General features: G+C 61.9%; 20 protein-coding genes and 2 pseudogenes. 13 read left to right on the top strand and 9 right to left on the bottom strand.

Annotation, left to right across the window (positions count from 1 at the left end; translation table 11 throughout):
• Positions 1-37: 37 nt before the first annotated feature.
• Positions 38-616 (bottom strand): TetR/AcrR family transcriptional regulator, encoded by a 579-nt coding sequence (locus RW095_RS17075; RefSeq protein ID WP_317017123.1) that lies wholly within the window; start codon positions 614-616, stop codon positions 38-40.
• Positions 617-886: 270 nt separating this feature from the next.
• On the opposite strand from RW095_RS17075, the gene RW095_RS17070 reads away from it, so the two are divergent.
• A complete protein-coding gene (locus tag RW095_RS17070) occupies positions 887-1,591 on the top strand; it encodes an SDR family oxidoreductase (RefSeq protein ID WP_317017122.1) in 705 nt (234 codons plus the stop codon).
• 115 nt (positions 1,592-1,706) lie between these two features.
• Here RW095_RS17070 and RW095_RS17065 read toward each other — a convergent pair whose 3' ends face one another.
• Complete coding sequence (locus RW095_RS17065) at positions 1,707-2,636, bottom strand: LysR family transcriptional regulator (RefSeq protein WP_317017120.1); 930 nt, start codon at positions 2,634-2,636, stop codon at positions 1,707-1,709.
• 109 nt (positions 2,637-2,745) lie between these two features.
• Between RW095_RS17065 and RW095_RS17060 the strand changes: the two genes are divergently transcribed.
• The 4 genes and pseudogenes from RW095_RS17060 to RW095_RS17045 form a co-directional block, all read left to right on the top strand.
• Complete coding sequence (locus RW095_RS17060; protein WP_317017119.1) at positions 2,746-3,519, top strand: SDR family NAD(P)-dependent oxidoreductase; 774 nt, start codon at positions 2,746-2,748, stop codon at positions 3,517-3,519.
• Between the two features lie 13 nt (positions 3,520-3,532).
• Positions 3,533-4,516 (top strand): aldo/keto reductase, encoded by a 984-nt coding sequence (locus RW095_RS17055; protein WP_317019874.1) that lies wholly within the window; start codon positions 3,533-3,535, stop codon positions 4,514-4,516.
• Between the two features lie 352 nt (positions 4,517-4,868).
• Positions 4,869-5,291: pseudogene (locus RW095_RS17050) on the top strand (efflux RND transporter periplasmic adaptor subunit); the annotation flags it as partial.
• Positions 5,292-5,307: 16 nt separating this feature from the next.
• A pseudogene (locus RW095_RS17045) lies at positions 5,308-5,667 on the top strand (RND transporter); the annotation flags it as partial.
• Between the two features lie 65 nt (positions 5,668-5,732).
• Here RW095_RS17045 and RW095_RS17040 read toward each other — a convergent pair.
• The 7 genes from RW095_RS17040 to RW095_RS17005 all read right to left on the bottom strand — a co-directional run bounded on the left by RW095_RS17040 (position 5,733) and on the right by RW095_RS17005 (position 14,859).
• The gene (locus RW095_RS17040; RefSeq protein WP_317017117.1) at positions 5,733-7,157 is read right to left on the bottom strand and encodes a heavy metal sensor histidine kinase; all 1,425 of its coding nucleotides are present in this window, start codon (positions 7,155-7,157) and stop codon (positions 5,733-5,735) included.
• Positions 7,157-7,834: a heavy metal response regulator transcription factor gene (locus RW095_RS17035; protein ID WP_317019873.1), complete on the bottom strand. Its 678-nt coding sequence runs from the start codon at positions 7,832-7,834 to the stop codon at positions 7,157-7,159. The genes RW095_RS17040 and RW095_RS17035 overlap by 1 nt, the downstream gene beginning before the upstream one ends.
• A 243-nt stretch (positions 7,835-8,077) precedes the next feature.
• A complete protein-coding gene (locus RW095_RS17030) occupies positions 8,078-9,559 on the bottom strand; it encodes an ATPase domain-containing protein (protein WP_317017116.1) in 1,482 nt (493 codons plus the stop codon).
• A 73-nt stretch (positions 9,560-9,632) separates the two neighbouring features.
• Positions 9,633-11,153, bottom strand: coding sequence for a helix-turn-helix transcriptional regulator (locus tag RW095_RS17025; RefSeq protein ID WP_317017114.1), 1,521 nt, complete (start codon positions 11,151-11,153; stop codon positions 9,633-9,635).
• 644 nt (positions 11,154-11,797) lie between these two features.
• Positions 11,798-14,260 (bottom strand): hybrid sensor histidine kinase/response regulator, encoded by a 2,463-nt coding sequence (locus RW095_RS17015; protein WP_317017112.1) that lies wholly within the window; start codon positions 14,258-14,260, stop codon positions 11,798-11,800.
• Positions 14,221-14,409 (bottom strand): hypothetical protein, encoded by a 189-nt coding sequence (locus RW095_RS17010; protein ID WP_317017111.1) that lies wholly within the window; start codon positions 14,407-14,409, stop codon positions 14,221-14,223. Before RW095_RS17010 ends, RW095_RS17015 begins: the two co-directional genes overlap by 40 nt.
• Before the next feature lie 3 nt (positions 14,410-14,412).
• On the bottom strand, positions 14,413-14,859 hold the full coding sequence (locus tag RW095_RS17005; RefSeq protein ID WP_317017109.1) for a hypothetical protein: 447 nt from the start codon (positions 14,857-14,859) through the stop codon (positions 14,413-14,415).
• Positions 14,860-15,787: 928 nt separating this feature from the next.
• On the opposite strand from RW095_RS17005, the gene RW095_RS17000 reads away from it, so the two are divergent.
• The 8 genes from RW095_RS17000 to RW095_RS16965 all read left to right on the top strand — a co-directional run bounded on the left by RW095_RS17000 (position 15,788) and on the right by RW095_RS16965 (position 25,686).
• Positions 15,788-16,819 carry a TRAP transporter substrate-binding protein gene (locus RW095_RS17000; RefSeq protein WP_317017108.1) on the top strand — a complete coding sequence of 344 codons (1,032 nt, stop codon included), beginning with the start codon at positions 15,788-15,790 and terminating at the stop codon, positions 16,817-16,819.
• Between the two features lie 15 nt (positions 16,820-16,834).
• The gene (locus tag RW095_RS16995) at positions 16,835-18,730 is read left to right on the top strand and encodes a TRAP transporter large permease (RefSeq protein WP_317017107.1); all 1,896 of its coding nucleotides are present in this window, start codon (positions 16,835-16,837) and stop codon (positions 18,728-18,730) included.
• A 19-nt stretch (positions 18,731-18,749) separates the two neighbouring features.
• Entirely contained in the window at positions 18,750-19,829 is a 1,080-nt protein-coding gene (locus RW095_RS16990; RefSeq protein ID WP_317017106.1) for a LacI family DNA-binding transcriptional regulator, read from the top strand.
• Between the two features lie 4 nt (positions 19,830-19,833).
• A complete protein-coding gene (locus RW095_RS16985; RefSeq protein ID WP_317017104.1) occupies positions 19,834-20,841 on the top strand; it encodes a hydroxyacid dehydrogenase in 1,008 nt (335 codons plus the stop codon).
• Positions 20,838-21,653 (top strand): amidohydrolase family protein, encoded by an 816-nt coding sequence (locus RW095_RS16980; protein WP_317017103.1) that lies wholly within the window; start codon positions 20,838-20,840, stop codon positions 21,651-21,653. The genes RW095_RS16985 and RW095_RS16980 overlap by 4 nt, the downstream gene beginning before the upstream one ends.
• 145 nt (positions 21,654-21,798) lie before the next feature.
• Positions 21,799-22,821 carry a dicarboxylate transporter/tellurite-resistance protein TehA gene (tehA, locus tag RW095_RS16975; protein WP_317017101.1) on the top strand — a complete coding sequence of 341 codons (1,023 nt, stop codon included), beginning with the start codon at positions 21,799-21,801 and terminating at the stop codon, positions 22,819-22,821.
• Positions 22,822-23,535: 714 nt separating this feature from the next.
• Positions 23,536-24,888, top strand: coding sequence for an epoxide hydrolase family protein (locus RW095_RS16970; protein ID WP_317017100.1), 1,353 nt, complete (start codon positions 23,536-23,538; stop codon positions 24,886-24,888).
• A gap of 207 nt (positions 24,889-25,095) precedes the next feature.
• A complete protein-coding gene (locus tag RW095_RS16965; RefSeq protein ID WP_317017098.1) occupies positions 25,096-25,686 on the top strand; it encodes a hypothetical protein in 591 nt (196 codons plus the stop codon).
• The last annotated feature ends 2 nt before the right edge of the window (positions 25,687-25,688 follow it).

Below are 25,688 nucleotides of genomic sequence, written 5' to 3'. Positions count from 1 at the left end.
CTGCCCGATCCCAGTGCCCGTCCTATCGCACGGTCGCTCAAGGAGCCGTAGGTGGCGTCTCATCGGCCAGCGTGCGGCGCCCTGCTTCGAGGATTTCGTCGGCGAAGGCAGGATCGGCATCTGCAATCGCACGCGACAACACGAGCGCCCCGACCATCTGACTGAACGCCGCAATGGCATCCTGGCGGGTTTCTTCCGGCGTCGCGCCTTCCTTGGAAATCATGGCTGCAAACCGGTTGAGATACGCCGCCAGGCCGCGAGCGTAGGACACACGCGCGGCGGCGGACATCCGGGGAGCGTCGCCAACGAAGCCGGCCAGCGGGCACCCCGCCTCGATGTTGTCGCGGTGCCGGGTCGACAGATACCGCGCGGTTTGCTTGACGAGGCTACCGGCGTTCGGCGAATCCCCATAGTCTTGCATCGCCTTTTCCATCACCGCGGCGACCAGCGCGTCCTTCGACTTGAAGTGGTTGTAAAAGCCACCCTGCGTGAAACCGGCTTCTTTCATCAACTCCGCGAGCCCCACGGCGTCGACGCCGTGAACGCGAAACAGCCGCTCGGCGGCCGCGACAATCGCGCTCCGGTTTTCGGCGGCCTGTTGTCGAGACACACCCATCGCTTTCTCACTTAACCAGACAATCGCATCGATTAACACGCACAATGTCAATCACCATTGACATACCCGGGTCGCGTCGACACAATGCATTAAAAGACGATGTCGATCGACATTGACATAAGTCTAGCGGACTTCCGGGTGTGATGTGAGGCAACGCCGACGGCACGGTACACAAGGCAACACATGCAGATGTGCAAGGAAGTCTTTTAATCAATTCCCATGCGCCCGTTGAGCTGGCGCGCCTGCGATTAACCCTATGAAGGATTCATCATGAAAATCGACGGTTCTGTTGTTTTCGTAACGGGCGCGAACCGCGGCCTTGGCCTCGAGTTTGCGAAACAGGCGCTCGAAAGAGGGGCGCGCAAGGTCTATGCAGGCGCGCGCGATCCGGCCAGTATGACGCTGCCGGGCGTCGTGCCGGTGAAACTCGACGTGACCGATCCAGCGGCTGTCGCCGCTGCCGCCGAGGCGGCGGGGGACGTCACGTTGCTGATCAACAATGCGGGCATAGCACGGCTTGGCAGCCTGACGGACGACGGCGCGATCGACGCGTTGCGCGATCACTTCGAAACCAACGTGTTTGGCATGCTGGCGATGTCGCGGGCGTTCGCGCGCAACCTCGCCCGCAACGGCGGCGGCGCGATTCTGAACGTGCTTTCGGTCGCGAGCTGGGTAAACCGGCCGATCCTCTCTGGTTACGGCGTGTCGAAGTCGGCCGCGTGGGCGCTGACCAACGGCCTGCGTCATTCGTTGCGCGAACAGCATACGCAAGTTGTCGGGCTTCATGCCGGCTTCATCGATACGGATCTGACGCGTGGGCTGGAAGTGCCGAAGGCGACGCCGGCCGACGTCGTGCGTCAGGCATACGACGCAATTGAAGCCGGCGCGGAGGAGGTATCCACCGACGAGTTCACGCGAGAGGTGAAAGCCACGCTGTCCTCGGGCGTCTATCTCAACGAGCCGGTTGCTCACTAACGGCATCGAGAGCGCTCGTCTGTCGCATGCGAAAGCGTGCGACGGGCAGCATGACGAACGTCCACGTCAAATGACTCTTTGTGGCAACGGCAGCAATTAGCGGCGCCGGTCCCGCTCACGCACGCGCCCTTGAAATCTTCGCGAGTGACTGCTGTTTCCGGATGATATTGATCAAGCTAAGTAACGCCGGGTGGTTGTATCGACGGCCGCTGTAGTAAATGTGGAAAGGATCCTCAGCGCACGCATGCTCTTCCAGGACAACCCTCAGGGTATGCCGTGCCAGTTCATCGGCGATTCGGGCTTCGAGCAGATACGCTATGCCCATTCCTGCCTTGCACGCGCTGATCGTGGTCGCGGTATCGTTGATCGTGATCGACCCGGGCACTCGCACAGGGGTCGTCTTACCTGCAACGTTGACCTCCCAACGGTAGCTCGAATTGTCGCCGAGTAAAAGCTGAAGGCAGTTGTGATCGGCCAGTTCGCTGACATGACGGGGAGTGCCGTGTTTCTTCAGATATGCGGGCGACGCAGCCATCACCCATCGCTGCGGGCCGGTAAGCGGCACCGCAATCATGTCTTCCGGAACATGGTGACCGTAGCGCATTCCAGCGTCGTATCCTTCAGCAACGATGTCGATTGGCCGGTTATCGACCACGACCGTAAGCTGCACTTCGGGACACAGACGCGCGAATTCCGGCAATGCCGGTGCAACCAGCAAGTGGGCGGCATCCGCGAAAACATTGAGACGCAAAGAGCCGAGCCGCGCGGTACCCGGCGCTTCAAAACTCTCCAGAGCCGAGCCGATCTGATTGAAGCCTTCTTCCAGCCGGGAAGCGAGATCGAGCCCGGCCTCCGTGGGCGAAACCGCCCTGCTTGTGCGGTTGAGCAGCTTTGCGCCGAGGCGATCTTCCAGCCGCCGCATCGCGTGACTGACTGCCGACGGGGTCTGCCCTAGTTCAATGGCAGCAAGCCGGAAACTCCGGCACCTGACTATCGCGAGAAACAACCTTAAGTCTGCAAAATCGATCCGGTCGTTCTTTGCCATGGTGAATGCCGTTCATCGCTCCAGTGAATCCGTTTCATTCTACGGTATGTAATCATTTTCTTGGGCGGCGAACACCGCGCTCATGTTTGATCCATTCGGAGGAAATTCCATGCATGGACTTGAGCAAATACACATTGGCGATCTGAAAGATACGAGGGTTCTCGTCACGGGCGGGTCGACTGGAATAGGAGCGGCTGTTGTTCGCGCATTTGCCGCACACGGTGCGCACGTGGTCGCGCATTTCAACGAGAGCGAAGCGGCCGCGCAAGCGCTGCGAGCGGAATCACCGGAGCGCATTCACCTTGTCCAGGGCGACGTCAGCGAGCCGGGCGAAGCATCGCGGGTCGTGAAGGAAGCGGCGCAACTTCTAGGCGGACTTGACGGGCTCATCAATAACGCCGGCGGCATGTTGGGGCGGTTGGCATCTATAAGCGCCTCGGCCAGCCACTTCGAACAGGTTGTCAATCTGAACGCGAGATCGGTTTGGGAAGCAACCTCGGCTGCCCATCCGTTTCTCAAGGAATCCGGTGGTTACGTCATCAATACGTCGTCCATTGCTGCACGTACTGGCGGCGGCGCGGGAGCGGTGCTTTACGCTGCTTCAAAAAGCTTTGTCAGCAGTTTGACCCGTGGCCACGCAAAGGAATTCGTACACGACGGAATACGGGTCAACGCGGTAGCACCAGGACTCATACAAACGCCGTTCCACGACAAATACACGCCGCCGGAAATCCGGGCGTCGCAGACAGCCACGGTGCCGATGGGCAGAGAGGGCTTGCCGGAGGAATGCGTCGGTGCGTTCCTGTTCCTCGCGTCTCCCGCCATGTCGGGATATATCACGGGGCAGGTCATTGAGGTCAACGGCGGACAACTCATGCCATGAACGGAGAATCAAGATGAAACAGCGGAAATTCGGACACGCGGAAAGTAGCGTCTCTGAAATCGGGTTTGGCGCTTGGGCGATTGGAGGCTCATGGGGCGACGTCGCCGAGAGTGATGCAAAGGCCGCCCTGCATGCAGCGCTCGATAACGGTACAACCTTCATTGATACCGCCGACGTTTACGGCGACGGGCGTTCGGAGCGGATCATCGCGGACGTGCTCAAAGAACGATCAGGGCCGCGACCCTTCGTTGCGACCAAGGCCGGGCGGCGACTGGACCCCCACGTGGCGCACGGCTACACCGCAGCGAATCTGAATGCTTTTGTCGACCGGTCTTTGAAGAACCTGGATATGGAGCGCCTCGATCTGGTACAGCTTCATTGTCCACCGACCGAGGTCTATTACCGGCCGGAGGTTTTCGATGCGATGGACCGCATGGTCGCATCGGGAAAGATCAGCAGCTACGGCGTGTCGGTCGAGAAAGTCGAAGAAGGTCTGAAAGCGATCGAATATCCGGGCGTAAAGTCGGTACAGATCATCTACAACATTTTCAGGCAAAGGCCAGCCCGCTTCATTCAGGAAGCTCGTGACCGAGGCATCGCGGTCATTGTCCGGGTGCCTCTTGCATCGGGCCTGCTCACGGGAAAAATGACGCGCGAGACGACGTTTGCGGCCAATGACCATCGCCTTTTCAATCGTAATGGCGAGGCTTTCGACAAGGGCGAGACCTTTGCCGGCGTTCCTTATGACGTCGCTCTGGAAGCCGTCGACGAAATCCGCTCACTCGTTCCGCAGAACGCCACGATGGCGCAGTTCGCGCTTCGCTGGATTCTCATGAACGATGGAGTGACGACTGTCATCCCAGGGGCAAAGAACGCAGCGCAAGCCAAAGCAAACAGCGAGGCGAGCGAACTGCCGCCGCTGACTGATTCGGCCATGGCGGTCCTTCGCGCGCTATACCTGGAAAAGATCGCGCCGTTTGTCCATCAGCAGTGGTAAAGCCTCGTTGAGAACGTGAGACGATTCGGGGACCCACGCTACTCTCGATCGCTGCCCCCAGCGCACAGGGTTCGTCGTCGAAGCACCAGAAACCGTCGTCAACTGGCAGCGAGCGAAAGCCCGGGCAGCCCGCGTCACGCGAGGAACGCATTCATTGCCCGCCCGGCTGCTGCACGTCACACCGCAAACGCGGCTCAATGTCCGAAGTAAATCCGCCCGGCACCGTGCACCGATGCGGGCGCGCCTGCTTGCGACGTACCGTTCGTCGACACGCCCCAACCGACGTCGTATTCGCAGCAGTCAGTCCGGCTGACACCTTCGCCTCTGCGGTCTGGATGTCCGCGGGACACTGCGCGTCCGTCTGATGACCCAGCAGTATGCGGGCCGCTCCTTTGCGGCGACCGTCGCGCGCAGCGCCGACGCAATCGATTCTGTCAGCCGAACGCTGCGCGTGGAGATCGATGTCGACAATCGCGACGGCGCGTTGTTGCCCGGCGCGTATGCGCAGGTTCATCTTGCGTTGCGCACGCAACACCCCGCGCTTGAACTGCCGGTGAGCGCATTGCTGTTCAGACCCGATGGCGTCACGGTTGCGGTCATCGGACAGGACGGCCGCGCGCACCTTCGCAAGGTGACGATCGGCCGGGACTTCGGCACCTACGTTGAAATCGCGACCGGTGTCACGTCGACGGATCAGGTGATCAACAATCCCGGCGATGCACTCGCGGACGGCCAGCCGGTGCGCGTCGCCGCGCCCGCGGCACGGCACGGTTAAGCGATCCAGGAGACGGATCACGCTCACTCTTCTTCATCCATTCGCCCGCCGCAGCGCGGCTATCGTCACTGCCTGCGCGTTGACCGCGTGTTCGACCCTGCCCGCATATCACCAACCGCAAGCGGCCGTGCCCGCTCGATACGCAGGCGCGGCGGCGCCCGGCTGGAGCGTCGCTGCGCCAGCCGATGCCGAGCCGCCCGGCCCACGGTGGACGCTCTTTCACGACGCCGAACTGGATCAGCTCGAAGCGCGCGTCGATGTGTCGAATCAGACCGTGGCGAAAGCGGTAGCGCAGTTGCAGGCCGCCCGAGCGATGCTCGACTACCAGCGCGCCGGCTATGCACCCACGGTGACGGCGGGCGCGGCGCAGTCGCGCCTGGAGTCGCACCTCGCTCGGTGAAAGCGGGAACACAGCAACGAATACGTCACCGAACGCGCCGCCTACGCGGCCGCAAACGTCAGGATGAAGCGTGTGCTGGCCGCATCGCTTTCGGCATGCGCGCTGCCGCCGTGCAGTTCCATGATGGTTCGCACAATGGCAAGACCCAGCCCCGCGGAGCCGGACGCGTTCGGCTCGCTTTTGCGCGACGGGTCCACGCGATAGAAGCGGTCGAACACCCGCTCGAGCAAGGCCGGATCGATCGGCTTGCCCTCGTTCGCCACGGTCACACGCAGCGTATGGGGAGCCTCGGCGGGCGTCTGTGCACTCAACGTGATCATGGCGCCGCGCGGCGTATAGCGGAGTGCATTCGCAAGCAGATTGTTGACGGCGCGCCGAAATAGCTCGACGTCGGCGCGCAACTGGCCGCCGCCTGTCACGCGAATTTGCACGCCGGCTTCGTCGGCGACGCCCTCGAAGTATTCGGCGATGCGCGAAAGCTCTTGCTGTGCATCGACCTGCGTCAGCGTCTTGACGAATTGCGGATGCTCGGCACGGGCTAGAAACAGCACGCTTTCGATCATGCGGGACAACCGTTCGCACTCTTCGAGATTCGACGCGAGCACGGACTGATATTCATCGGCCGAACGTGGGCGTGCCAGCGCGACTTCAGTTGATCCGCGCAGATTGCCAAGCGGCGTGCGCATATCGTGGGCGAGGTCCGCCGTGTATTGCGACATCCGTTCGAAGCCGCCGTGCAGGCGGTCCAGCATCGCGTTCAGCGACACGATGAGCGCCGCCAGTTCATTCGGCGCACCATCGGCTTCGATGCGCGTGTCCAGTTTGTCGACGGTGACGGCGGCCGCGCTGCGAGCCATCGCGCGCAATGGACGCAACGACTCGCGCACCAGCAACCAGCTCATCAGGAACGCGAGCAGCATGCCCGCGAGACCCGCGACATGCAGCCGGTCGCGATACCGGTCGAGCAGAAGCCAGCGATCCGCCATGTTGCGCGCGATGATCACCGTCACCGGTGTGCCATCGCGCAACACCGCATCGGCGGCGAGTCCCCGCACGGGCACGCCCTGCGCGGTGCGCCACTCTGCGATGTCGGCTTCGGTGATGCGTTGAGAGGCGCCGATTCGTTTCATGAGCGCGGGCGACGGCGTCGCCGTGTCGGCAATGGCCGCCGTGTTGTGTTCGAGCAGCAGCTTGCGCTGCGAATCCCGCACTTCCATGGATAGCGCAAGGTTGCCCAGCACCTGGCTGGTCAGCCGGTCGCCGTGGCTGCGCAGTTCGTCGAGCGTATCGAGTTCTTGCGCGAGACGCCGCGTGTGCCGCGCGATCAGCACGATGTCGAGGTCGTCCTGCTGTTTAACCTGGCGGTCGATCGCGAAGTACAGCACGCTGCCGACCAGCGCGAACACGAGCAGCGTCGTGCCAGCGAACGCGAGTGCAAGCGTGGTGGTCAGCGAACGTGCGGCCATCAGTCCGGCTCTTTCGCTTCGATTACATATCCGACGCCGCGCACGGTCTGGATCAGCTTGACGGGAAAAGCGTCGTCGATCTTCGCGCGCAAGCGGCGAATCGCCACCTCGACCACGTTCGTATCGCTGTCGAAATTCATGTCCCACACATATGAGGCGATCTGCGTGCGGCTCAGCACCTCGCCCTGGCGGCGCAGGAGCAGTTGTAACAGCGAGAACTCGCGTGGCGTCAGATCGATACGCGTTGCGCCGCGTTTCACGCGCCGCCGGTTGACGTCCATCTCCAGGTCGCCGATGGCCAGCAGCTCGCTCTCCCGCGGCGGACCGCGCCGCGCCAACGTACGCACGCGTGCAAGCAGTTCGACAAATGCGAACGGTTTGACGAGGTAATCGTCGCCGCCCAGTTCGAGGCCGCGCACGCGGTCGTTCACGTCGTCGCGCGCGGTAAGGAACAGCACCGGCGTGGCATGAGTCGCGCGTAGTACTTTCAGCACGGCCCAACCGTCCATTGTCGGCAGCATCACGTCCAGTACGATCACGTCGTAGTCCTGCTCCTGCGCGAGCAGCAGGCCGTCGGCGCCGTCGTTCGCGAGGTCGACGGAATAGCCCGATTCTTCCAGGCCCTTTTTCAGGTACGCGCCTGTTTTCGGCTCGTCTTCGATCACCAGGATACGCATCACCAGCTCCGACGTCATTGGGTCAATCCCGGCATTCTAAGGGACTGGCGAATGTTACCGAAATGTACCGCCGAGCCGCAGTGTTCGACAGGCGCCGCCTCGCTCTGGCTCCCTCGGCGAGTGCCTACCGATATGTGCACGCCTTTGGCAATGGCTGTTGCCATGATGAAGCGGGCGAATGGGACGTGGACTGCTTCCGCGCCCCGTCAGCACGACACCGACAAAGGCGCGCAGCGCTACATCTCACCCGGGGGCAACGGAACTCGCGCCGAGCAAAGGCGTATGTCCGGTATAAGACGGCAACCCCGACAACACGCCTTTGAAATCGCTCAACACATCGCCCACTTCGAGCCCCTTGTCGCTTAGCCGGAATTGCCGAATGGAGCGTTCATGCATGTTGGTCCGGCTTTTGACGACGGACACCGCAGTCAACACCGAGCCTTCTGCTTCGAAGAACCTGAACAGCAGCAACGCATCGCTCAGGTAGCTCACGTCGAGATTGCTCTGGGTCTCTCCGATGATGCCGTGCTGACCGAGAACGAGCAGGGACATGACACCCCGCTGGTTCAGATAGGTCAATAGCTCGTGCATCTGGAGCATCAGGTATTTTTCGCCAGGCATCGCCTGCAGATACGCATTGATGCTGTCGATAGCCACCACGCGCGCACCGTGCGTCTCGACCGTCACCTGGACGCGGTGAGTGAATTCGCCTGGCGACAGCTCTGCTGGGTCTATCGGCTGGATCGACAGCAGACCGCTTTCCAGATGAGGCGAAAGATCCATGCCGAGCGCCGCTGCGCGACGCAGTAGCGTGCCGAGCGTTTCGTCGAAGAGATAATAGACGGCGTGCTCGCCCCGTTCGAGTGCCGTCTGTATGCACCTGAGCACGGTAGTGGTTTTGCCCGCGCCCGACGGGCCCACCAGCAAAGTATTCGTTCCGCGTGCAAGGCCGCCGCCCAGCAGCGCGTCGAGTTCCGGCACACCGGTGGAAAGGTTTTCGTAGTCGAACTCTGCGTGTCGATGCCCGGCCACCAGCGTCGGAAAAACCTGGATGCCCCCGCTTTTCAACGTGAAGTCATGAAAACCTCCCTGAAAGGCCACGCCGCGCATCTTGACGATGCGCAGACGCCGACGCTGCGTGCCGTATTCGTGCGTCATCTGATTCAGGTTGATGACTCCGTGCGCCAGACTGTGCAACTGCACGTCGCCGGCTTCGGAGGTTTCGTCGTCGAGGAGCAGCACGGTGCAATTCCGGTTGCCCAGAAACCGCTTGAGCGCGAGTAACTGCCGGCGATAACGCAGTGGACTCAGCGACAGAAGCCGTAGTTCGGACAGGCTGTCGAACACCACGCGTGCAGGACGAAGTTGCTCGACCTGTCGCATCACGTTGCGCACCGTTTCGCCGAGTTCGAGCTCGGCCGGATTCAGCACTGTCTGCTGGTATGCAGGCGTGAGCCCTTCGTCGCTCAATAGCTCGACGAGTGCCAGGCCGTCGAGTGACCATCCGTGCGTCGCGGCCACCGAACGCAGCTCCGTAGCGGTTTCGGACAGCGTGACGTAGAGACCGGTGTCGCCCTGGCGCTGACCTTCGAGCAGGAACTGCAGTGCAAGAGTCGTCTTGCCCGCACCGGGCGGCCCTTCGACCAGATAGACCCGGCTTGCCGTAAGACCGCCGGCCAGGATCTCGTCGAGGCCGGCAACGCCGGTCGATACGCGGTGGTCCATGTGACTGCCACGGAGGTCAGAACTTTGATTTTCCATGAGAGGTAAAAAGACGCCGGCTGTCCCGGCCTCAGAGTCAGGAAGAACGTCGGGAACCGCGTGCCGCAGGACGTGTGCTTGCAACGCCGCCAGCCGGCAGGCCATGTTCGCGCGCCCAGATGATCGCCTCGCTGCGGCTGTGCACACCGAGCTTTGCGTACAACGTACTCACGCGACTGCGGACGGTGTTCGGAGCCACGCCAAGTCTCGTGGCAATTTCCTTGTCGGCAAGGCCCTCGCAGATCAGCGCGAGAACGTCGCGCTCGCGCGGTGTCAGGTCGGAGATCGCCGCATCGACCTTACCGGGTGCCGTACCGCTGCGGATATGGCGAAGCTTGTCCAGAATCGACCGGCTGAACCACGAAGCGTCCTGCATGACGGCTTCGATCGCGAGAAGAAGTTCGACCTCGGTGCGTTTGCGCTCGGTGATGTCCTGAAACACCATTAGCACGCAGTCGTCGCCATGAATGGGCACCGACTCGGCGGAGATCAGGCAGTCGACCGCAAGCCCGGCCCGGGTGCGCACCTTGAACTCGACGTTGCGCAGATTTCCCGACGTGGCGAGCGTCCGCTCTATGTTCGCGTGCGCATCCGCCGCGTCCCAGAAGGTCGATTCCTCGAGCGTGTGACCGACAAGTTCTTCAGCCGCGAAACCCGTGGCATCGACAAACGCCTGGTTCGCCTCGAGCAGCGTAAGCGAATCGCGGGCATATACGATGGTCGGGATCGGGGCCATCCTGAACGCATTGGCAAATTGTTCCTCGCTGCGCCGCAGCGCTTCTTCGGCCTTTCTGCGCGGCTCCAGATCCATAAACGTGAAGAGCATGCACCGTTCGTCGGCGAGATCGATCGGCTGTCCCGCGACGATAACCAGCTTGGACTCCGAGTCCGCGAGGCGCAGCAACGCTTCCATTTGCGGAATGGTCTGCCCTGCTGTCAGGCGCTCGACCGCCAGTTCTTTTTGCGACGCATTTTCGAGGACATCGAGTTCATAGACTGAACGCCCGATTACCTGCTCGCGCGTATAGCCCGTCATCTCGACAAAGCCGCGATTGACCTTGATGAAGCGAAGATCGCTGAGCCTGCAGATCACGGCAGGCGCTGGATTTGCGCCGAAGGTCTTTTCGAAGCGCTCCTCGGCACTTGCCCACTCAGTCGCATCGTGCAGGATGAGCACGAGACAGTCAGGCTCGCCGTTCGTATCGGTAATCACCAGACTTCGCACGCGATGAACCCAGCGAGGCTCGACTTGCCCGGCGGGTGCGACCTCCACCAGTACGTCGCTAAAGGATTCACCGGCGACCACGCGGTCGATCGGATAGCTGCCTGGTTCGATGCGGTGATTGTTCCGGTAGCGAAGCTGAAACCTTTGCCGGTACTCGGACACGTTTCGCCCGAGTTCCTCGATGCTGCTTGCTCCATGCATGTCGAGGGCGGCCTGGTTGGCCCAACGAATGCTCTGGTCGGGTTCTATGAGAATGACCCCTTCGCTCAAGCCTGCGATGATCTGCTGGAGCTGACGGCGGTCGGTTTTCGGGCGTTGCACGGAAGCGTCCATCGCGGCTGCCTGTTCTGTTCGGGCGCCGCGTCGCGGCAAGGTTCAAGGACGAAAGCGCCTGCGGCGGCACACCGGCGGGCTCGCCGGTTGCGACCGCCTGTCGAGTCGCGCAGACGCGTTGGGAATCATCAGGAAGCGTATGCGCAGCAACATGCAGCACGTGCGGACATGGTGTTCCGAGCACGTTCGTTATTGCGAGATTATCAGGGATGTAATTACCGACCGGTAGCCGCAAATGCACCCAGAGCCTGGGAGCAATTGCATGTTGACATCGAATGATTCGCCCCTCTTAGCGTGCGAAGTGCCGGTCCGCGCGTGTTCGGGGAACTTTCCCCGCGCCGCTCTTCCTTACCTTATGAAAGACAGCGATTTCGGTTGACGTAACACGGGAGGCAAAAAATGGACAACCGACGAGGAAGGACGGCACAGACCAGTGAAGCGCGAGGCTCCGTGAAGGAGGCGATCGGCAAGGTGATCGGCGACGCCCATGCAGAGGCGGAGGGTGCGGCCGAAAAAAAGGCCGCGAAAGAACGACGCAGGCAACGACTCACGCGTGAAGAAGAGAGGCGCGCCCACGCAGGACCTCGATCACGCTCGTAGCGTTGCGCTGCCCTCGGTACGCTCGGGCGCACCTCATTGGGAACCTAAACTCGGAGCAGTTCCCGAATGGCTCTGAAGAGGCCCCTCGGCTCGACGGGCTTCGGCATATGCAAGTCGAAGCCCGCCTGCAATGCACGCGACCTGTCTTCTGGGCGCCCGAACGCTGTCACCGCGATCGCCGGCGTTCGATTGCCCTGCTGCCGCAGTGAGCGGATAAGCGAATAGCCGTCTTCGTCCGGCATGCCGATGTCTGAAAGAATGACGTCGAACTGCTCGTCAACGATCTGCTGACGCGCTTCGGGCGCCGATTCCGCACCGCGCACCGCCGCCCCAGCGGACTCCAGTACGGCAAGCATTGCATCACGCACCTCCGCTTCGTCTTCGACCAGGAGCACCCTGATGCCGGTGAGCGCCTCGTCGCGAGACGATGACACTATGTCTGCCAGAGGGCGTCCAGCCGGTGCTCCCCTATCTTCGGCCAGCAGAGGAATGTGAACGACGAAAGTGCTCCCGCGCCCGTCGCCTTCACTATGTGCCGTGATCGATCCGCCATGCAGAGTCACAATGCTCTTCGCTATTGCGAGGCCAATACCGAGCCCGCCGAAGCGGCGTGTCGTTGCCTGTGAAGCTTGTGCAAATGGCTCGAATACGTGGTTGATGAAGGAAGCCGGAATACCCGCGCCATTGTCCTCAACCCGTATCTCTGCCCAGTTGCCGGCGCGAATGGCAACGATATCTATTTTCCCTTCAGCGCCCGAGTATTTCAGCGCATTGCTGAGGACATTGGAAAACACCTGACGAAGCCGGAGCGGGTCGCCCTCCACGAGCAGTGTGTCTGCCAGCCGCGGCACGATCTCGACTCGTTTAGCGCCCGCGGCCAACTCAACGTCGCTGATCTCGGCGATAAGCAGCGGCACGAGGTCCACCTCGCTCGAGTTGATGAACAGCTTGCCGGCGGCGATGCGGCTAAGGTCGAGCAGGTCGTCCACAAGCCGCGTTTGCAGTTCGACGTTGCGGTCTATCGCCTCGATGCCGCGAGCGAGCAGGTCAGGATCGGCGTTTTCGTGTTTCAGAAGGTAGAGCCACGATTGCATCGCGTTAAGTGGCGTTCGCAACTCGTGAGACACCGTAGCAAGAAAGGCGTCTTTGAGTTGATTGGCATGTTGCGCCTCGAAGCGCAACAGCCGCTCGTTTGTCAGAAGCCGGTCGCGCTCCATTTCAAGCGCTTTGTGCGATGAAACGTCGATGGTGATGCCGTCGAACTGCAACGGCCGGCCAGCTTCGTCGACATGTGTCCGCCCCTTGGCACGGATCCATCGGATATCACCCGAGGGCGAAGCAGTTCGGTACTCGATGTCGTAAGGGACGCCTTCGTTGACAGCCTTCTCGATAGCGGCTCGCGTTTTTTGCCGATCGTCCGGGTGAATCCTTGCATAGAAGAGGTCAAAGCCCACCTCGGCGTTCGCAGGCAGCCAGAAGTGTTCCTTGCACTTGACGTTCCAGATTATTCGGTCCAGCGGGATCGGACAGTGGAATGTGCCGATTTCGGCCGCCTCGATCGACAGGTCCAGACGCTCGCGTTCTTCCGTGAGACTTTGCGCATTTATTAGCGTTTCTTCGACATCGGTAATCATCCCCACCCATTCGTAGATCGCGCCGCGCTCGTCGTGCGAGCCCGCCGCGCGTATCTGGCAACGCCGGTACGTCGAGGATGCGGCGTGCCACAGTCGCACGTCCGCGCGGTACGGCCCATCTGTCTCAAGTGACTTATTCAGCGCTGTCTGTGCCGCAAGCCGATCGTCCGGATGGATCATCTCGGCCCACCCATAACCTTGGTGCTTTTCCCACGGCTGCCCCGTATAGCTTTCCCACGAAGGTTGCGGCACCACGAATCTGCCCACAGCGTCGCACACGTAGGCCGCCGAGCTGGCCACCTTCACCAGCGCGTGATATCGGGCCTCCAACAGCAATCGGCGCAATTCCGAATCGTCACGAGCGTCGACATGGGCCGTCGCCGTCGAAGTGTCATCGCTCCGGGCCGCGGCGGCGCCCTCGCACTTTCTGCCCGCCGGTGAAACTTCGCCCGGCGCGTCTTTGGACTTGACTAGCACCAGCATTGCCGGCGCGATGCCGATGGCATCTCCAACGGAGAGAGGATTGAATTCGACGCACCATGTGACGCCCGATTCAAAACCAGGAGCGTCCGGCGCGACGTCCGCATCGATCGAAGCGTCGGCAATGATGACGCTCTCCGTCCGATGTTCTTCGAGTGCTCGCGTCGCGGCCGCCAGGAGTTTTCCTCGCCACGCCTCTCTCGACAGAACCGGCAGCTTCTCGATGACGAGCGAAACAAACTCCTTGGACACCGGCGGTGACGGGCGGTAGTCGAACAGGTCACTGAAACGAACGTTAGCTTCAATTACGGTTAGGTCGCGAGCGAGCACTGCACATGCAGCGGGGTTCGCCTCTAATAGCGCGACAGCCAATGCTCTAGTGTTACCAGACATACCCAGTTCCACAGCAATCGAAATCTTTCAAAAGTTGCCTGCTCAACGGTCTCCACCACCTGCACAACGCGTTCGCGGGTGCCGTTGGCGCTGGCATGATTGAACGTATCCACCACCGGCCGAGCTCGATAGGCGCTGCGCTTCGTCATGTGTCATTGCGCACAGACAATTGCGGTCAGCACCATCGGAATCACCGAATGAGTGATGGCGCGGCTGCCCGCCGCAGCCAGTTCACGCTGCACCGACTCGGACGAACCGAACACGACCACGCCATAGATTGGTGCGGACGCTGGCTTGCCGGTGCCGGCCTCGAAAAGCGGATCGTCGGGCTGATATCCAAAAATCGCCTTCACCCGGAAACCGAACGCAGTCAGATGTGCACCGCGGGTGGGACGAAACGCGTTGACTGAATCCTGCTGAACGCGGCTCGCTGGCGTTTCTATCGATTGCAGATTGAGCAGTTCCTCGACGAATTCATGCGGCGTGCCCTCGCATGCCATTTCCTGGTCCAGTGCATGACTGAATGCCGGTGTCGGTAAAAAGAGGACGGGCGTCAGCAGCCACGAAAAGAGTCGCATTGGGTACTTTTTCAAAGTCATGGTCACCGCCGGTTGTAGTCCTTGTCTCGCATCAACGATAACCGCATGCAACCGGCCTGGCTGCAAGGCCAGCATTATTTGTACCGTCTGGCTATCGTCCGTCGCAATCGGGCAAACATTCGCGCCCACCTATCGACAAACCCACGCATGACGCGCGTTATCGGCCCGGTGCGGCAGTGGCCTGCACGGCGCGCTGCCGGGCTCCTTGCGCATGCAATGAATTGTCTGATGACCCTGGTTTTCAGGAGCGCAACCGACTTTCAGCGATTTCCAGGTGACGCACTGTTCGACGGCAAGCAACACAAACGCCCTTCCACAGCCCCCTCCGCTCGCGTCCATTATTGATCGACCTCGAATGCAGATGTCCATCTCCCGCTCTTTATCTCAAGACGGACAACGACAAAAATGCGGTCAGTCATGCCAGTCGTCTCGCTGACTTCTGTTTCGCGGACCGCCCCGGCGCCACGACATGCGCCTCGTTAACGAGAGCTATGGATCTCGACACGCAAGAACTCGAACCCCGCAACGCGAGTCAGACGGCTCCGAAGCTGATCATCCCGCAACTTGGCCGGCTCTATCGACTCTTCGATCCCGTGTCATACGCCGTACTGCGACTTGGTTTCGGCCTTGTCCTGCTCACCCACGGACTTCCGAAGGTGCTCGGCCGCTCTCATGGGTCAGCCTTGCCGCGACGTTCACCAGCGAGCGCCCACGAACCGGTTCTTCATCGCTGCGTCGCGATCGCTTTAGCGGTTTGTCCGCACGCACGACGTCACGACCAACCGACGTGAACCCGGGTAAACGCCCATTTGATCTGGCGATGCCGCGATTTACTGTATCGATACACTAAATCGATACAGTGGCGCGTTCCGTCGTGCCGCGCTCGACAACTCGTCCGCCCTTAGAGCGGCATCCAGGAGACAACACCATGCATTCCATTTCCCGGCGACGGTTCCTACAGACGGCCTCGGCAGCCTCGCTCGCCGCCGCGGGCGCGGGCTTTCCCGCGATCGTGCGCGCCCAGCCCGCGGCCACGTTACGGCTGTCATCGTCGATGCCTCCGAACGAAAACGCCGCGCATTACGTGTGGTATCAAAACCTCGCTGCGAACCTGAAAGCGAGCGTCGGCGATCAGATTCGAATCGACTATTTCCCGAACAACCAGTTGGGCAAGGAAAGCGACGTGGTTCAGCAGGTGAAGGTCGGCGCGGTCGACATGATGGTCACCGGCTCGTCGATCTGGGCGACCGTGCTGCCGGAGCTCGGCATGCTCGATCTCGGCTATGTGTTCGACAGCTTCGACCATGTCGGGCGCGCCATGGACGGCACCGTCGGCAAGTCGTTCGACACGATGCTGCAACAGCGTGCGGGCTGCTCGGTCGTCACCTGGGGCTATTCGTTCGGCGCGCGCAACGTCTTCACGAAGAAGCCCACTCAATCGCTTGCCGATATCAAGGGCGTGAAGCTGCGCGTGCTGCCCACGCCCGCCTTCATGGAAACCTTCAAGCTGATGGGCGCTGTACCGACGCCCATTCCCATCGGCGAGTTGTACATGGCCGCGCAGACAGGTGTCGTGGATGGCTTCGAGCACGACTGCGCGACCGTGCTCGCGAGCAAGTACGACGAAGTCGTGAAGTCGTGCTGGCAAACGCAGCACGTCTTCAGCCCGCTCGTCGTCGCGATGGGCCGCCGCGCGCTGGCGAAGATTCCGGAGAATTTGCGCCCCGCGTTCCAGAAAGCCGCGCAAGACGCGACCGTGAAGCAGCGCGTCGCAGCCATCCAGACGGCGGCCCGCGCAGAGCAGGAGTTGAAAAAGCGCGGCATGACGTTTTATCCGATGTCGAAAGCCGACCGCGACACCGCGCGCGGAGAGATGCAGTCGCAGTTGTACGCGAGCTTCTCGAAGCAGTATCCCTCGACCGCGCCGCTCTTCACCGTCATCGCCGCAGCGCGCGGCTAACGAGGCAGGCACACCATGACCACTTTCTCCGCGACGCCCGGACCGGAAACGCAACTCGCCGCACCGGGCTTCGGCCATGAGACCATGCTCGCGCGCGGCCTCGCACGTCTCATGCGCTGGATCGAATACCTGTGCGCGGCCGTGCTCGCGGCCGATGTGCTCGTGGTGTTCCTCTCCGTGATCTACCGCTACTTTCTGCACGATCCTTTCGACTGGGCCGAGGAAGTCGCCGGCGCGCTGCTGATCGTGCTGGTGTTCTTCGGCGCCGCCACGGTGCTTGCGCGCAGCCAGCACGTCGGCGTCGACCTGTTTCGCGGCATGCTGCCAAGGCGCTGGCAGCCCGCGCTCGTTCATGTAGGGCACTGGGTGATCGTGGGCGTCGCGGGCAATCTGTGCGTGTCGTCGTGCCTGCTGCTGGTCGATTCGTACGGTCAGATGACGCCGAGCGGACTCCGCGCGTGGATCAACGTGTATCCGCTCGTCATTGGCAGCGTAGTCATGGCGGTGTTCGCGCTCGCCAACGCGGTGAACGGCGCACGCAAGACCGTGCTCGGCACATTGATAGGCTGCCTGTTGCTCGCGGCGGCCGTGTTCGCGTGGAACGCGTTCGTGCCCGCTCACGCGATCAAGCCCGGCTTCCTGCTGATGGCCGGCTTCGTCGGCGCACTGGTGCTCGGCGTGCCGATCGGCTTCGTGCTCGCGTTCTCGGCGCTGCTGTACTTCCTCGCGGAACCGTCCCTGCCGATGCTCGTCTATTCGCAACAAGTGATGGCCGGCACCGACCATTTCGTGCTGCTCGCAATTCCGTTCTTCGTATTAGCCGGCCTGTTGATGGAAACCAATGGCATGTCGTCGCGCCTCATCGAACTACTGCTGCGAATTTTCGGGCGCGTGCGTGGCGGGCTCGGCCTCATCACGATCATGGCCACGGCCTTCTTCTCGGGTGTGTCCGGTTCAAAGCTTGCGGATATCGCGGCGGTCGGCGGTGTCGTGATGCCGGCTGTGCGCCAGAGCAAGGAAGATCCGAACGAAGCCGCAGCGTTGCTCGCCTGCAGCGCCGTGATGGCCGAAACCATTCCGCCGTGCGTGAACATGATCATCATGGGCTTCGTCGCGAACATTTCGATCGCGGGCCTGTTCCTCGCGGGCGTGGTGCCGGCCGCGGTGCTTGCCGTGGCGCTGGCGATCGTCGCGGTGATTTTCGGGCGCCGCATCAATCTCGCCGATGCGCTCACCAATCCTCGCGCGTGGATGCCGCTGCTCGGCGGCGCGCTGGTCGCGCTCGTCATGATCACCATGATCGGCAAGGGCGTGACGTCGGGCATCGCGACGTCGACCGAGGTGTCCGCATTCGCCGTGGTCTATGCGCTTATCGTCGGCTGGCTGGCGTTTCGCGAGCTCACGCCGAAATCGGTCGCACGGGTAATCGTGCGTTCGGCATCGATGGCGAGCAGCATTCTGTTCATCGTCGCGGCGGCCTCCAGCGTGTCGTTCGCGCTGACCATCGAGCAGATTCCGGCGCTCGTCTCCGATTCGATGATCGCCTTCGCGCATCAATACGGCCCGACGATGTTCCTGCTGCTTTCCGTGCTGATCATGATCGTGTTCGGCGCGGTGCTGGAAGGCGCGCCGGCGCTCATCATCTTCGGGCCCCTCCTTACCCCGATCGCCACACAGCTCGGCATCAACCCGCTGCATTTCGGCACGGTGATCGTCGTCGCGATGGGACTGGGTTTGTTCGCGCCGCCGGTCGGCCTTGGCCTGTTTGCGACCTGCGCCATCACCGGCACGGAAATGAAGGCCGTTGCGCGTCCTATGCTCAAATATCTGCTGGTGCTGTGCATTGCACTGGTGGTGCTGATTCTGGTGCCATCTTTTTCGTTGTGGTTGCCGACCCGGCTCGGCCTGTAGCCGGCAGATGCAAAACCTTATGAGCACCATTCAGGATGTCGCCCGCGAGGCCGGTGTTTCCGTGAGCACGGTATCGAACGTGCTCAACGGCCGCACCGACCAGATGCGCCAGGAAACGCTCGCGCGCGTGCAGGCCGCGATGAATTCGCTGCAATATCGGCCGAGCACGCTCGCACGTCAGCTCAAGACGGGACAGACGCCGCTCATCGGACTGCTGGTGCCGTCCATCGCCAATCCGATGTATGGCTATATCGCACGTGAGGTCGAAACGTACGCACAGGAGCGCTACGGCTATCGCGTGATGATCGGCAACACGTATCGCGATCCGGCGAAGGAAGCGTCGTTCTTCGAAGATCTGCTGTCGCAAGGCGTGCGGCGTGTGATCGTGATCTCGTCGCTTGCGAACGAGCGCCATCTGGAAACCGCCGTCGAACGCGGCATGGTTGTCGTCAGCTACGACCGCCGCGCGACCGAAGGGGAGACGACGCGCGTCGAACACGTCACGCCGGACAACTTCGAAGCAGCGCGCATCGCGACGCGCCATCTGATCGCGCACGGCCACACGCGGCTCGCCTTCGCCACGTTGACCGGCGTGACGATGAGCCGCCGCGACAAGATCAACGGGTTTCTCTCGGCAGCACAGGAGGCAGGGCTAGCAGAGGAGGCGCGCGTGCTCGACAGCGGCCCGGTGAACGAATACGGCGATTCGATGATCGCGGAGAACGGCCGCGCGCTCGCGCGCCTGCTCTCGCAAGACGGCGCGCGCCCGACCGGCATCGTCGCGGTCAACGACCTGATGGCGCTCGGCCTCATGGCAGGCTTGCGCGAGTGCGGATTGCGCGTGCCGGAAGACGTATCGATCGTCGGCATGGACGGGCATTTCCTCGCGGCGATCTCGAACCCCGCGCTCACGACCGTGCAACTTCCGGTGCCGGCGATGGCCGCCGCGATGGTCGAGCGAGCGATGCGTCCGCACGACGAACCCATGCCCGCATCGGAGCAGGCGCTCTTCGGGGATATCACGCTCGTGGAGCGCGAATCGGTCGCGCGCCCGGGCAAAACTGCGGCGAAAGCGAAGCAAGCCAGAAAGACAGGATAAGGACATGAACAAGGTATTCGTGAGTCATCCCCGGCACATGCTGGATCATTACTTCGGCGCGCGCGCGGCGGCGGCGCTCGCGAAGTTCGCCGACGCCACGTACAACCCCGAAGATCGCGAGCTGACGCTCACCGAACTCGTCGACGCCGCGCGCGATGCCGATGTCATCATCGCTTACCGGCAGACGCCCGCGCCGCGCGCGTTGTTCGAAGCGCTGCCGAAGCTGGCCGCCTTCGTGCGCTGCGCGGTGGATATCCGCACCATCGATATAGATGCCGCGAGCGAACTCGGCGTGCTCGTCACGCAGGCGAGCGCAGGCTTCGTACCGGCTGTGTCGGAGTGGGTGATCGGCGCGATGCTCGATCTCGCGCGAGGAACGACCTCGTATGCGCAGGCGTATCACCGGCATGAAGCACCTGCTCCGAAGATGGGCCGCGAGTTGCGCGGCAGCACGTTCGGCGTGATCGGTTATGGGCAGATATCGCGCTACCTGTGCCCTCTCGCTTCGGCCTTCGGCATGCGCGTGATCGTGTCCGATCCATTTGCGACGATCGACGATGCGCGCGTGCAGCAGGTCGGCCTGGACGATCTGCTCGCCGAGTCGGACTTCGTCGTATGCCTTGCGCCCGCCACGCCGCAGACAGCGAACCTCATGAATGCGCAAGCCTTCGCTGCAATGAAAGCTGGCGCGTACTTCATCAACGCGGCGCGCGGCGAACTCGTCGACGACGCCGCTCTGCTCGCCGCGCTGGAGCGGGGTCATCTGGCAGGATGCGCGCTCGACGTGGGCCGCGCAGCGGATCAGATGCCATCGCCCGTGTTGGCGGCACATTCGCGCGTGATCGCGACGCCGCATATCGGCGGGCTGACGCCGGGCGCCATCGAGCATCAATCGGTGGAAACCGTCGCGCAAACCGAAGCACTGTTTCAGGGCCGCATGCCCGCCGGCGCGGTGAATGCGGCGCACGCATTTCGCGTCTGGGGCTTTGCAATGCCGACGGACGCCCGATGACCCGTCCGATCGATTTCGAAGGCGCGTGCGATTGCCACATCCACGTGTACGAGGAAGGCTATCCGCTCGCGGCGAGCGCGACGTTCACGCCGCCGCCGGCACCTGCTTCGGCATATCGCGAAGTGCAGCGCGCGCTCGGTTTGTCGCGCGCGATCGTCGTGCAGCCGACGGGGTACGGCTTCGACAACCGCTGCACGCTCGCGGCCATTGCGCAGCTCGGCAACGGTGCGCGTGGCGTCGGGGTCGTGCCGCCCGACGTCAGCGATGACGAATTGCAGCGCCTGCACGACGCCGGCATACGTGGCGTGCGTTTCATGATGCTTCCGGGCGGCGTGCTGCCGTGGGATGGGCTCAAGCCTATGTCGGCGCGCATCGCACCGATGGGATGGAATATCAACCTGCAACTCGACGGCCACACGCTGCCTGATCATGAAGCGCTGCTGGCGAGCTTGCCATCGAATCTCGTCATCGATCATCTCGGCAAGTTTCTCGCGCCGGTCACACCGGAAAGCGACGGGTTCGCGTCATTGTGCCGCCTGCTCGACGGTCCGCGTTGCTGGATCAAGCTGTCCGCCCCATATGAAAGCTCGCGCAACGGCGCGCCTGATTTCGACGACGTGTCGTGGCTCGTGCGCACGCTCTCGACGCGTTTTCCGGAGCGCGGCGTGTGGGCATCGAATTGGCCGCATCCGAACGTAAAGCCCGTGCCCGACGACGCGTGCATGCTCGACTGGACGATGCAGGTAACGGAAAGCGACGAGGTTCGCCGCAAGATACTCGTCGATAATCCGGCTGAGTTGTACGGGTTTTAGGCGAGGCTGCAGCGCATCTTGAGACGATTGCGCAATTTGTTGAGCGCGCCCAGCGTTCAGTATTTGCGGGCCGGGTTCTACAGTACGTCATCGATCGCGCGAAACCGGAACAGCGGAGCGCGACGCAACTTCTGGAGGATCGGTGATGGACAGCAATCGTGGCTCGGTACCAGTTGCATTCTTCGGGATCGCGGTGGGCGCGCTGGCGCTCGCCAACCTGTGGCGCGTGGCGATCAGGCTATGGCACTTGCCGGCCGCCATCGGAATCTTGACGACGGTGGCCGCGTTAGTCGTGTGGCTCGCCATTCTCGTCGCCTACGGGCAAAAGTGGCTGACCCGCACTGCCGAGGCTCGTGCGGACATGCAGCATCCCGTGCAGTCGTCGTTCGCGGCGCTCGGACCGGTGTCGAGCATGCTGGCCGCGCAGCTTTTGCAGCCGCACGCATATCGCCTGGCGCTCGCGCTGTTCGGCGTTGCCGTGGTCGCGCAACTGGCACTCGGCGTGTATCTGCATGGACGACTCTGGCAAGGCGGACGCAAGCCGGAACTCGTCACGCCGGCTATTTACCTGCCGACCGTGGCGCCGAGTTTCGTTGCGGGCACGGCGGCGGCGGCCTTCGGTTTTCATCAACTGGCCGGGCTATTCTTCGGTGCGGGCTTGCTGTCCTGGCTTGCCATCGAATCGCTGATTCTGCATCGTGCAGCCGTGCATGAACCCCTGCCTGAAGCACTGCGTCCGACCCTCGGCATTCAGCTCGCGCCGCCGGTGGTGGGTGGCGTGACTTACCTTGGCCTGACGAGCGGCACGCCTGATCTGTTCGCGCTGATCCTGCTCGGTTATGGCCTTTATCAGGGGTTGTTGCTGTGGCGGTTGCTGCCGTGGATTCGTCAACAGGCTTTCGTCCCTGGTTACTGGGCCTTCAGCTTCGGTGTCGCCGCTTTACCGACGATGGCGCTGCGTATGGTCGAACGAGGCACAACAGGTGCAGTCGAATGGGCCGCACCGGTTCTGTTCATTCTGGCCAATGTGATCGTCGCGATTCTGGCGGTCAAGACGCTTGCCTTGCTGCTGCGAGGCAAGCTGATTCCGCCGGCCGCGGCGCCGGTTGTGGGCTCTCAATCGGCAGTGCAAACACCGGCTGATTTGCGAGTGACGCGGGCGGGTTAGGCCGACGGCGCGTTTGTTACCGGATAACTCCGTCGATAGCAAGATCGGTCGACCGACGCAAGATGTTGAGGGACTCGGCGGACCACTACAACCGTCCAGAGCTACTGAGTCACCTGATCGATCGCACACCGACTCCGCACATTCATGGACGTGTCGCTCACGGCAAGCCGATCCAGGAGCAAGGCCCGGACGAGCTGCGCACCGCATTTGCCTGAAAGCATGGCGACTTAATCACGGCGCGCGCATTAACCGTACATGTCTTTCTTTTAATTAACCCTCTACATGCGACGACCGCACATTGGGTGGTTTGCGTTCAAGCATGTTAGGAGCCGCCGGGAATGGCTGCTGACCCGTCAGATTCAGGTGGAACACGACTGCATATTCACCTACTTTTTAGTGCATCCGCCCGCAGTAGATGTGTCAGACCGCGCAGTGTGCGAGCGTGCGTACACATGCGGGACTTCGTGAAACTCCACTGCGCTGAGTTCACTCGCGGTGTAGCCACGGCTCGATATCCGAGCAGTCCCTGCGCACGCGGTTCATCTTTCTATTACACAGCGCCCTGGTACATGCGCTTGGAAACCTCACTTCCTGGAAACAGGCAATACAACTGTGCCTATCACTACGCACGCATCCCGCTCATCGTCATAGACGGCGCGCGCGATCGCGTTGCCATTGATTGTGAACCTCGCTTCATCGCCAGTCGGAGAACCTATGTCAGACACCATTCCGCAATCGCTATCTCGCCGCCGCTTTGTCAGCTTGGCAACGGCTGCCGTTGCTGCGGGCTCGCTCAGTCCGCTTGCTTTTGCGCAAACGAATCGACCGATCATTGACGTTGCCCAGGCGACCGACGGCGACACGACCGCTATTCGTGCGCTACGCGTGCATGTACCTGAATCGCAACTGAGCGACTTGCGACGACGCATCAAGACGACGAGATGGCCAGAGCGTGAGACGGTCGCCGACGACTCTCAAGGCGTACCGCTCGCCATGCTCGAGGAACTCGCGCGTCATTGGTCGACCGATTACGACTGGCGCAAGGTCGAGGCAAGATTGAACGCGCTACCGAATTTCGTCACAGAGATCGATGGGCTGGACATCCACTTCATCCATGTTCGTTCGAAACATGAAAACGCGATGCCGCTTGTGGTCACGCATGGGTGGCCCGGGTCGGTTATCGAGCAGTTCAAGATCATCGATCCGTTGACCAATCCGACGGCGTATGGCGCGAGTGCATCGGACGCCTTCCATCTAGTGATTCCGTCCTTGCCGGGTTACGGATTTTCGGGCAAGCCCACGCAAACGGGCTGGGGTCCCGAGCGTACGGCGCGTGCCTGGGCGGTGCTGATGAAGCATCTTGGTTACGCGAAATTCGCGGCGCAAGGCGGCGATCTCGGCGGTGTCGTCTGCAACGTCATGGCGAAACAGGCGCCGGCTGAATTGTTAGGTATCCATGTGAATTTTCCCGCAACCGTGCCGCCCGAAATCGTCAAAGCGCTTCAGGCGGGCGACGCGCCCCCGCCCAACCTTTCCGCTGACGAACGGCATGCCTACGAGCAGCTCGCCAGTGCGGCAATGAAGCGACGCGCCTACGCACTGGAGATGGGTACCCGTCCGCAGACGTTGTATGGCATCTCTGACTCACCCATTGGCCTGGCGGGCTGGCTGCTCGATCACGGTGACGGGTACACGCAGCCGGCGGCGGCGTTGACCTCAGCGGTGTTCGGTCGGGACGTGAACGGTGAATCGGCAGGCGCAATGACACGGGACGATGTTCTCGACGACATCACGCTCTATTGGCTGACCAACACGGGGATCTCCGCGGCGCGTTTTTACTGGGAGTCGCACTTCAATTTCACTGCAGCTGCCGACGTGTCGGTGCCGGCCGCAATAAGTGTCTTTCCGCGTGAGAACTATCAGGCGCCGCGCAGTTGGGCAGAGCGGGCGTATCACAACCTCATCTATTACAACCGTCCCGAGAAAGGCGGACACTTTGCGGCGTGGGAGCAACCCCAACTGTTCGCGCAGGAGGTTCGCGCCGGTTTGAGACCTCTGCGCGCGTAATCGGACTTGAAGGCGAAGGCCGGGTATGCCGACCGCATGAGACCCAGGCTCTGATGGCGGCTAACGGTCTTAAGCCCGCCGCACTGCAAAATCAGACCACCCTGAGTGCCGCCGCAGCAACGCTTGCGAAGTACCAGCAGGCGCTCGAGAGCAATGCCCGTACGGGCGAGGACGCGCAGGCGGTGGCGACGGCACTGGTGTCGTCAAATGCAACAACTCATTCTCCAGCGGCCCGATCTCGCCAATGCACAGTTCGACTTCCAGTCGGACAACGGCGCAATCAAGGTAACGTCGGGCACACTAAGCGACAGTGACCGGGCGTGGCTGCAAAACCTGATGAACAGTAACGGAGCCCTTGTTCAGGCCGTCCGGTCATTTCACAGCGACCTCGTGGGCGGCTATTCGGCCTGGGCAAACGCTGACGGCAACCCATTGACGGACGCGCAGTTCGACGCGGTCAGCAAGCGAGCGGACGGACTCGTCAGCTTCGTTAGCCTGTTCAGGCAGATGGGGGCCAACAGCAAGGTGCCCAACGCTGACGACAAAGACATTTACGCCCTTAACGGAGCGAAGATCGATCTGACGCAAGATCCCGGCAGTGCAGTGGGTCTTCCCGGCTTCATGCAAAGTGCGCAGGCAGTTGCGAACGGGGCCGACGTAGCAAAAACGCCTTTCGGAAACTTTTATGGGGCCGAAAAATTCAACATCTTCGAGCAAAACGTAAGCAACACCTGGTCGATACAGATTCCGTTTTTCCCTTCTGATGCGACCTCGCTCGGCATGCATGAGACTGCCTGATG

It is taken from the genome of Paraburkholderia kirstenboschensis, from assembly GCF_032806925.1.
Lineage (GTDB): Bacteria > Pseudomonadota > Gammaproteobacteria > Burkholderiales > Burkholderiaceae > Paraburkholderia > Paraburkholderia kirstenboschensis.
This window is presented reverse-complemented; position numbering and strand designations above follow the sequence as displayed.